Raw genomic sequence first — 9,008 nt, forward strand, 5'->3', positions numbered from 1 at the left:
ACAACCATCACCGCCCGCACACGAGCCTCGACGGGCTTACCCCGCGGGAATACTTCAACAGGTCAGAGAAGGACCAAACCCGGAACGGACTAAACTTCTGAACGAGGACAATCCGGGGAGCAGGTCAGAAATGTTGGGGCAACCGAATAGTAGCTCTGTCCGTGTTGCTGCCGCGCCGCTTTCGAAGATTACGCAAATTGCATCAGTATCCGGTCTGGTGAAGCCGCGGCGCAGCATCGAACATGTCGGCGAACGGCGGGGCGGGGCCGGGATTAACGGCGCACCTGGGGACCTGTGTGCGCCCCGCCGCAGCGCCGCATCCAGTCCGTCGTCGCCGGAGCTACGACGGGACTAACAGCGTTCACGATTAGGCCGAAAACGAAACCCCCAAGGCATCTTAAGATTGCGGACATTTACCTTTTATGCCTCTTTCGTAATCAGAAGAGGCTCGGCGTCCTTCAACTCTTTAGTGACGCGGCCGAGCTCCATGACGGCGCTTCCGTAGGCTCCGCTGATGCCATGCTTAGAGACCTGAAGCAGCCCCTTAAAGCCGCCATCGCTCACCATGCCGATCTCTTCGAACAGGCAGATCGGCAGCTGGCGGTTGTCCTTGAAACGGCGGTCAGGTCCGCCCTTCTTGTTGACGTATTTCCAAGTCTGGCCGACGACTGTCGCGTCCGAAGGTGCGGAGTCCATGATCATGCGTTGATCGCGGACCGCGGTGCGGATGGTCTCGTAACGGACCGCTCCGAACCGCTTGTTCTCCTCGATCAGGATGCAGTCCGGGAAGAAGTAGCATTTCTTCCCATCGATCATGATGACAGGAGGCGTCACGTTCGACGCAACCCCGGGCGGAAGCGCGTAGGATACGGACGTTTCCTTGTTGTCCACCAATGCTGATGCGCCGGAGTTCTTCTTCCAAGCATGAAGGTTCGTGATGTCACCCTTCGCCTTCACAAACCAAACCTTGCTTGATCCGGCGATCCGGTCGATCGCCCCGACGAGCGCCTTATACCTCTCCTCGGCCGCTGGCTCGAGGTTGTATGCGAACACGACGTTTCGCCGCGGGATGTCGAGCATGTTGCCGATCGCGTAGGCGGCAACGAGCAACGCCACAAAAATTCCTATTGCGACGGGGTTTTGCGACAGGAATGAGAAGACGAGGCCGACCGCCGCGACGCCGCAAAGTATGAGCGTGTAAGACGTGCGCTCGCGAGCCTCGTTCAGGCTCTTCAGGGCTTCCGAATGACTTTCCGACACGAGGACGTCCGCCTCCGCCGAAAGGATGCGGCGCATCAGCACCCCGTCATCCGTCATGTATGTCGGCAGCTTGTCGTCAGGGGCGATCCTAGCGATTTCGGACCGGTAGTCCGTCGTGTTATTCGCCGGGGCCGACTTTGGCTTTCTCCCGAGCCCCCCCAGGGATTTCCGATAGTAGACGCCGTTCATTCCAGCGTGAATGTAATGCCCCTTCGGACCGGTCCCGACGCGAAACCCTTTCACGCCGGCGGAGATCCCGAGACCTGATTTGGAGAGGTTAATCCGGAACGGACCGAGACTGACGGAATCTCTGATGTAGTAAGGCATGAGCTACCCACAATAAAGCCAGTGCAGGTTGCACGTGAAATGCGACCCGCGCCAGATGTTAAATGCGAGATCAGTTCAGGAGCGGCGTGTCGGTCACGCTCAGGGCGGCATAAAGCACGAACTTGCCAACTTTCACGCCTGCGGCGGCCTCACGCATTGTTAGGTTGTTCGCAATAATCTGATGGGCACGCACTACCCTTTCCGACGTGGCAGCCATCGACCGACCATCCTTGCGACCCTTTGCTGCCGCTGCCGGAAGTCCTGCATTCGTCCGTTCACTTAGGACTTGCAACAAGAGGACTTTCAAATGGAGCCCATTAACGGCAGCTTCGTCTGCCCTGCTGACCTTCATCCTCCGAAAATGCTGCATGATGGACGAATGGCCGGCCCGGCGAAGCTGCACCGCGGCGATCGGCGAGGGACTGAACGGCAGGTCTGGGCCGATCGCGGCGGGTAGGCCCATGCAGCAACTGCAAACTCACCAATGATTCGCGCGGTCAATCTGGGCCGGTCGCGCCTCTTGCGCCAAGTGACGAGCCCAGACTTTGCAAATTCCGCTTCCTGCGCATGCCGGATATTCGAGGAGCCCCGGCTCCAATCACCCAACTGTTGCTACTTGGCAGTAATTTCGATTGCCCATTCAGCAGGCCGGAGCTGAGCTGGAGCGCACCTTATGCACGCCAAAACGCAGCCTTGGGTCGCGCTCTAACCCGCGAACTCTCCCCTTTGATTTGACAAGACAATAGCCGGCCCCCGCACTTCCCCCCGACCTGCAGGGGAAGTCCCTTCGGTCCCGATCCGTATCCACGCGATGCCGTTTATCGATGGCCAGCCGCTTCCCCACAGGCTCTTCACCTGTCCCGCTCCGGCTGCGCACAGCCTCGGCGGTCCCCGTTTCCGTCAGGTCGCCTGATTACGACTTCACCGGCCGGTGGGATATAGTGTGTCGCGTTTCTGCGCCGGACCAGAAGGAGCCGTCACGGCGCGGGGTGGGGTAGTCCCCGGATCGTTGTCGTCGTTGGTGGCCGGTCGACGAACCTACCGTGGTCCTGCTCTTCGGGAGACGCTCGCGGGGGAGGAGCAAGAGGGTAAACGCCGCGGAACGGAGCCGGGTTGGTAGACCCGCCTCGGTTCCGGACCGTGGGAGAATGCTGAACTCTCGTCGCAAGCATCAGTGGGGTTCTGCGAGGGGTATCAATATCACGCACAATCCGTTCGTCGCAGAAAGACGCCGTGACTTCGATCGTGACGAACTAGGGTGCTGCGCCGACGGGAGCTGGCCCGAAGCGGCGCAGCTGCCAAATGGCGGAGCCGTTTCGGGCCAGCGGTGTACGACGCCCTCTTGGTGACAGGTGCTTTTCGTAGGGCGGAGAGGTGATTGGCCATCGCTCGCACGTGCGTGCTAGTTCGGGGCAACGCGACGACCACGCCACTGAGCCCAGATACCGGACGGTGCTCCTTGCAGCTTCGCGCCGGATGCGCCGTCCAGCATTCTCGGCTTGAGGACGCGGTTTCATCGGAGCGTTTGAGCCAGACGAACGACCGCTCTCTAAGCAAGTTCAGATCGGGAAGGCGCCGAGCGTGTGGCCGTTACGTCTCGCCAAGCTGTCCGCCCCGTCAACGAGACCGACGCGCAGCATGCTCGAGGAACCGCCTCAGCTCACTCCACACTCTCTGAGCAAATAGCGACACTTTCTCGCCGGGCGGCCCGCTGGTAGATGAGTGCAACACTTGAAGCTGCATCTCGAAGGCAAGGAATGCCGTCCCAAAATCCCAGCGACGAGCCGGAAGCCAAGACGATGGCCACGGTCCCCGATTACTCGATCTACATTCACTTCGATGGCATCAGTGGTGCGCTGCGTTGGCGCATAGATGACTACGGCGATGCCGGGGTATTGAGCGCGAATGAGATTCGCGAGATAGCCGAGCTTTTCGGCCTGGAAGTTGAGCAGGTTGAGGCCCTCTCGATCAGACTTGGACATTGCCTTGATCGCGACACGGCTTCGAACTTCGTGGAGGTTCACCGGGCGACAGCGAGTGTGCGCGGACGAGAGACCATCAAGGAGCTCAAGCGTCGCGCCAGCGCCATCGGCGAGCAGTTTTCAAAGCTTGAAGAGGGCATGAACAGGCTCGAACCGCGCTTCGCGTCCGAGCCCACAACAAACCCCCAACTGGCTGAGGCAAAGCAACTCACGAACGAGCTTGCCTCGGGCATCCGCCGCATCGATGCGCTTCTCAGCGGCCTGGAGGACCGTCCCAGTGTCGCCTTCGACATGTCGCCCCTCGACAAGCGCACAGTTGTGGACAGACGCAGACTCGATGTCGTCATGCAGTGTTGCGAGATCTGGGAAGCCGCTGGGAGGCCTCTCAGCTTTAACACGGCACCGATTGGTGAGCACGCACAGCTTGTCGGGTCGTTGCCAGAGTTCGTCCACGCGGTCGTCGTCCGAGTTACCGATCCGCCAACAAAGATCGCAGGCGGCACTCTTCGCAAAGACCTCGCCCATTACAGAACCGCTCGAGATCGCGCAGCAGTCGAGGACGATACCCCTCCTGTTAGTGATATGGGCGACGCAACCTAATCAATGCTTTAGCCCGGTGAGCGCCGACGCGTCATGGTCATGCCATGACACGCGCTCCCGCCAGACAGACCTCGGACAGCTCTGACCTTTCACAGGTCGACGCGGCTGTCCTGGCGCTTGCCCGCCTTCTGGGCGAGGCGGCCGCGCACGAGGCGTGTCTCGATACATCGCCGATCGAGGACGACGCCAATGCCACCAAAGCCCCTTAAGAGACCTGACCAGTGCCGCGCGCTGCTGACCGTCAAGGACGTCGCCCGGGCAGACAACGTGTCCGAGAAGACGGTGCGCCGCGCGATCGCGGCTGGGCTCATCGAGGTGATCCGAGTGGGCCCCGGCGGGCGGCTCATCCGCATCCATCCCGAGGCGCATGCAGCCTACCGGCGCCGCGTAAGCTGGTAGGACGCCCTGCCCCGCAAAGTCCATTCAAGTCAATGACTTGACCCTGCATCGGGAAGACCCACGCCCCGTAAATTGCGGACTTCTCATGCTATCGTTTTCCCGAATCGGGTCGCCTGTCCACCGCCGGGCGCCCGAGACATTATGCGACCACTGCGAGGCGTTCCCGATGACTGCTCAAACTCCAATATCACACGACCGCTCATTCGTCCCGGCGGGAACGCCGACCTTCCAGGACCTCATCGACAAGGTGACCGAACAGGCCTCGTTCTTCCCGGACCGCCAACGTGACATGGTTTCGGGTCTGAAGCGCGTCGCAGAGGTGCTCGGCCTGCCACCCGGCGACGTGCCCGCCGACGGGCGGTGGCTGCAGCCGCGCCTGGCGGACATCCGACCCGCGCGGATCGGGATCACGGACAAGACCTGGCAGAACCTGCGCAGCAACGTGCGCGCGGCCATGGCCGAGTGCGGGATCGTCGAGCGGCGCTTTCGCCGTCTCGAGGATCTCGACGAGACCTGGAAGGCACTCTGGACCGAGGTGCTGGCACTTGGAGATCCCACGCTCCCGACCGCGCTTCTGCGCTTCGTGCATTTTCTCAATGCGCGCGGAACGGTGCCGGACCTGGTCAGCGAGGCCGACGCGGAGGCTTATCGCGAAGCCGTAGCGATCAACGAGATCAGCAAGGATCCGGAGACGGCGTACCGGGCCGCGGTGAACGGCTGGAACCTCGCGCGACAACGGGTGCCGGGATGGCCCGACACGATCCTCACGCTGCCCTCGCGCCAGACCACGATCCGGCTCGAGATCGAGACGTTTCCCGAGAGCTTTCGGGTAGATCTCGACACCCTTCTTGCACGGCTCGGCAAACCGGACCCGCTGTCCGACAGCGGACCCACACGCGCGCTGCGCCCCGCCACCCTCACGCAATACCGCCGACAGATCGTGCGCTTTGCCTCCGAACTCGTTCATGCCGGCACCGATCCCGGTGATCTGACGTCCGTATCGACGCTGATCGATCCCGAGATCGCCGAGCGCGGTCTGCGCCAGATGCTCGCACGCAACGACAACGAGACGTCCCGCTCGATCAGCGAGATGGCCGGCCTGCTGCGCAATCTTGCCGGCATCCTGAGCGCTGCCGAGGCGACCCGCGACGCACTGGCGAGACTGGCCGCACGCCTGGCTCTGCCCAGTCAGAGAGGCATGACCGCAAAGAACCGTGCGCGGCTTCGGGTCCTGCAGGAGCCGCGCCACCGCCGGCGCCTGCTCACGCTGCCCGAGACGATTTTCGCGCGCGCGTCCGGCAAGACAAAGCCGCATACCGCGGCACTGGCGCGTGAGGATGCGCTGGCCATCGCGATCCTTCTGGTCTGTCCGCTTCGCGTGGCCAATCTGGCCGGGCTAGAGATCGATCGTCACGTGCAGCGGCCCGGCGACGGCCGCGTCTATCTCGTCCTCGAGGACGAGGATACGAAGACCGGCCGGTCGATCGAGTTCGAGTTGCCCGCCGATGTCGTCGATCTGCTCGATCGACACCTGGCCACGCGGGTGCCGTACATGTGCCCGGCCGGCACACCGTACCTCTTTCCGCAACGCTCGGGTCGCCGGACGATCGATCCATCCGCGCTCGCGTCGCGGATCGCCGGGCGGGTCGATCGGGAGACGGGACTCGAGGTCAACGCACACCTTTTCCGGCACTTCGCGGTGATGAACTGGCTCGACGCCAATCCCGGCGGCTACGAAGTCGCCCGGCGCCTTCTGGGCCACTCGGAACTCAGCCACACCATCAACATGTATTCCGGTCTCGAGGCCAAGGCGGCGACGCGCGCCTTCTCGGATCTCATCTCGGACATGAGACGGGCTTGAGCCATGAGCCTCGTTCTGCCCGAAGCGGCATGGCCGGAACAAGATCGACGCATGTGGAGGAGCCTGTTCTGTCAGGGTGGCCCGCTCGACGATCGCGGCCCGCTCGTTCACCTGCGCAACACGTCGCAGCGGACGCTTGCCGTGCGCTATGGTCGCTGGCTGAAGCATCTTCAGGAGAGCGATCCAGATGCGCTCGCGAGAGCGCCCACAGACCGCGCGACGATCGACCGCCTTCGGTGCTGGCTCCTCGCGCTCGATCACGTGGCGCCGATGAGCCAGCTGATGTTCGTCGACGCGGTTCTGCGGCTTCTGAGTGCAGCCGCGCCCGACCACGACTGGTCCGCGCACCGGCGGCTGAAGGCCGGGCTGAAGCGTGCGGCGGGTCGTGGCTCGCCGACGCGCAAGGTCGGCCGGATCCTGTCGAGTGCCGCGCTGTTCGACGCCGGATCCTCTCTGTTCGAGACATCGGCCGCACGGTGCGACAGCACGCTCTACCGCGCCATCGGCATGCGCGACGGCGCCATGATCGCGCTACTGGCCCTGATGCCGATGCGGCGACGGACGCTGGCGAGCCTCTCGCTCGGCGAGAGCGTCTTCATCGGCGAGAGACAGATCACGCTGGCGGTTCCCGGTGCGCTCACAAAGACCGGCCACCCCTGGGAGGCGGACGTGCCGTCACAGGTCGATCCGATCCTGAGACACTATCTCGACGAGGCGCGTCCACTCCTCGTCGAACGGAGCGATTCCGATGTGCCGGCCCTCTGGATCGATCGCAACGGCCACGCCATGAACGAGGATTATATCGGACCGCGGATCGCGGTGAAGACACTTGAGATGACCGGCAAACGCATTCCGCCGCACTTCTTTCGCGATGCGGCGGCGACCACGCTGGCCCGGATCTCTCCGCAAAGTGCTCTGCTCATTCGGCCGGTCCTCGGCCATACGAGCGACAGAACCGGCACACGGCACTACAATCATGCGCGAACGATCGAGGCGGGCCGCGATTACGCCACTCTGCTCGCGCAGCTGAAGGAGACCTCCCGATGATCCGTGCCGCGATCTACGCGCGATTTTCGTCCAATCTGCAACGCGAAGCCTCGATCGAAGACCAGGTGCGGTTGTGCTCGGAGCGCGCGCGCCGCGAGAGATGGTCCGTGACGCAGACCTTCACGGACATGGCCATCTCCGGCACCTCGGCGAACCGGCCCGGCCTGCAGAGCCTGCTCGAGACCGCCGCGCGTGGCGATCTCGACATCGTGGTCTGCGAAGCGCTCGATCGCCTCAGCCGGGATCAGGCCGACATCGCCACGATCTACAAGCACCTCGGGTTTCGCGGGGTGAAGATCGTGACGCTGGCCGAAGGAGAGGTCAGCGAGCTGCATGTCGGGCTCAAGGGCACGATGAACCAGATCTTCCTCAAGGATCTCGGCGCCAAGACCCATCGCGGCCTGCGCGGCCGGGTCGAGGCCGGGCGCTCGGGAGGCGGCAACGCCTACGGCTACGACGTCGTGCGCCGGCTCGGGGCCGACGGCGATCCGGTGAAGGGCGAGCGCGAGATCAATCCAGCCGAAGCCGAGATCGTGCGCCGGATCTTCCGGGACTTTGCCGATGGCGCGTCGCCGATCGCGATCGCCCATGCGCTCAATGCCGAGAGCATTCCCGGCCCGCGCGGCAAGCTCTGGCGGGACACGGCGATCCGCGGACATCGCACGCGCGGGACCGGCATCCTCAACAACGAGCTCTATATCGGGCGCCGGATCTGGAACCGCATGCGCGCTACGTGAAGGACCCGACAACCGGCAACCGCGTCTCGCGCATGAATCCCGAGAGTGACTGGGTGATCGACGAGGTTCCCGAGCTGCGGATCGTCAGCGACGATCTCTGGGCGCGCGTGAAGACGCGCCAGGGCGAGATCGACGCGACGCCCGCCGTGCAGGGCATCCGGAAGAGCCGATTCTGGGAACACCGGCGCGGGCCGCATCTGCTGACCGGCAAGCTTTTCTGCGGCGCCTGCGGCGGCACGATGGCCGCGGTCGGCAAGGACTACCTTGCCTGCGCCGCCGCGCGGAAGCTCGCCAACTGCGAGCATCGCCGCTCCTACAGGCGCAGCGCGCTCGAAGGTGCCGTCCTGGATCTGCTGCGCCACCGCCTGATGCAACCCGACGCGGTCGCGGAGTTCGCTGCGGCCTACACCGCGGCGGTCAATGGCGGCCGGCGCTCGGAAGAGGCGGCGCGCCGGCGCAAGGACAAGGCGCTCGCCGAGACCAGGCAACAGCTCACCGGGCTCTATTCGGCCATCGCCGACGGTCTGCGTACACCGGGACTGCTTCAGCAGCTAGAGGAACTGGAAGCGCGGAAGATGCAGCTCGAAGCCGAGCTCGACGCCCCTGCCCCGTCGCCTGTGCGGCTGCACCCCAGGCTGCCGGAACTGTACCGCGCCAAGGTGGCCGAGCTCGCGGAGAGCCTTCGGGACCCGGAGATCAGGACACAGGCGCTGGACGTCCTGCGCGGATTGATCGACCGGATCGTCGTGCAGCCTTCCGAGACGGGTGAGGACGTGACGATCGAATTGGAGGGAG

General features: G+C 63.8%; 9 protein-coding genes. 7 read left to right on the forward strand and 2 right to left on the reverse strand.

All coding sequences use genetic code 11. From position 1 onward, the window contains the following. Positions 1 to 420: 420 nt before the first annotated feature. Positions 421 to 1,587, reverse strand: a complete 1,167-nt coding sequence (locus ROJ8625_RS20365) for a DUF4236 domain-containing protein (protein ID WP_085793773.1) — start codon at positions 1,585 to 1,587, stop codon at positions 421 to 423. Positions 1,588 to 1,657: 70 nt separating this feature from the next. Continuing rightward, entirely contained in the window at positions 1,658 to 2,050 is a 393-nt protein-coding gene (locus ROJ8625_RS20860) for a hypothetical protein (RefSeq protein ID WP_143535233.1), read from the reverse strand. 1,255 nt (positions 2,051 to 3,305) lie between these two features. Between ROJ8625_RS20860 and ROJ8625_RS20370 the strand changes: the two genes are divergently transcribed. The 7 genes from ROJ8625_RS20370 to ROJ8625_RS21420 all read left to right on the forward strand — a co-directional run. Then, positions 3,306 to 4,169: a hypothetical protein gene (locus tag ROJ8625_RS20370; protein ID WP_143535234.1), complete on the forward strand. Its 864-nt coding sequence runs from the start codon at positions 3,306 to 3,308 to the stop codon at positions 4,167 to 4,169. Between the two features lie 44 nt (positions 4,170 to 4,213). Next, on the forward strand, positions 4,214 to 4,378 hold the full coding sequence (locus ROJ8625_RS21120; protein ID WP_159456833.1) for a hypothetical protein: 165 nt from the start codon (positions 4,214 to 4,216) through the stop codon (positions 4,376 to 4,378). Then, positions 4,359 to 4,568, forward strand: coding sequence for a helix-turn-helix domain-containing protein (locus ROJ8625_RS20375; RefSeq protein WP_085793775.1), 210 nt, complete (start codon positions 4,359 to 4,361; stop codon positions 4,566 to 4,568). Before ROJ8625_RS21120 ends, ROJ8625_RS20375 begins: the two co-directional genes overlap by 20 nt. Positions 4,569 to 4,734: 166 nt before the next feature. Further along, a complete protein-coding gene (locus tag ROJ8625_RS20380) occupies positions 4,735 to 6,429 on the forward strand; it encodes a site-specific integrase (RefSeq protein WP_159456834.1) in 1,695 nt (564 codons plus the stop codon). A 51-nt stretch (positions 6,430 to 6,480) separates the two neighbouring features. Then, a complete protein-coding gene (locus ROJ8625_RS20385) occupies positions 6,481 to 7,476 on the forward strand; it encodes a tyrosine-type recombinase/integrase (protein WP_085793777.1) in 996 nt (331 codons plus the stop codon). Then, complete coding sequence (locus ROJ8625_RS21415) at positions 7,473 to 8,213, forward strand: recombinase family protein (RefSeq protein WP_234984334.1); 741 nt, start codon at positions 7,473 to 7,475, stop codon at positions 8,211 to 8,213. Before ROJ8625_RS20385 ends, ROJ8625_RS21415 begins: the two co-directional genes overlap by 4 nt. Further along, a partial coding sequence (locus tag ROJ8625_RS21420; protein WP_234984335.1) for a recombinase zinc ribbon domain-containing protein occupies positions 8,210 to 9,008 on the forward strand: 799 nt, incomplete at its 3' end. The genes ROJ8625_RS21415 and ROJ8625_RS21420, both read left to right, overlap by 4 nt.

Origin of the sequence: Roseivivax jejudonensis (assembly GCF_900172265.1) — a bacterium.
GTDB lineage: Bacteria > Pseudomonadota > Alphaproteobacteria > Rhodobacterales > Rhodobacteraceae > Roseivivax > Roseivivax jejudonensis.

Excerpts from the sequence above, each read along its gene's own strand:
- ROJ8625_RS21120 (WP_159456833.1), top strand. The coding sequence starts at position 4,214 with ATGACACGCGCTCCCGCCAGACAGACCTCGGACAGCTCTGACCTTTCA.
- ROJ8625_RS20860 (WP_143535233.1), bottom strand. The coding sequence starts at position 2,050 with ATGGGCCTACCCGCCGCGATCGGCCCAGACCTGCCGTTCAGTCCCTCG.
- ROJ8625_RS20380 (WP_159456834.1), top strand. The coding sequence starts at position 4,735 with ATGACTGCTCAAACTCCAATATCACACGACCGCTCATTCGTCCCGGCG.
- ROJ8625_RS20370 (WP_143535234.1), top strand. The coding sequence starts at position 3,306 with ATGAGTGCAACACTTGAAGCTGCATCTCGAAGGCAAGGAATGCCGTCC.
- ROJ8625_RS20385 (WP_085793777.1), top strand. The coding sequence starts at position 6,481 with ATGTGGAGGAGCCTGTTCTGTCAGGGTGGCCCGCTCGACGATCGCGGC.
- ROJ8625_RS21415 (WP_234984334.1), top strand. The coding sequence starts at position 7,473 with ATGATCCGTGCCGCGATCTACGCGCGATTTTCGTCCAATCTGCAACGC.
- ROJ8625_RS20375 (WP_085793775.1), top strand. The coding sequence starts at position 4,359 with ATGCCACCAAAGCCCCTTAAGAGACCTGACCAGTGCCGCGCGCTGCTG.
- ROJ8625_RS20365 (WP_085793773.1), bottom strand. The coding sequence starts at position 1,587 with ATGCCTTACTACATCAGAGATTCCGTCAGTCTCGGTCCGTTCCGGATT.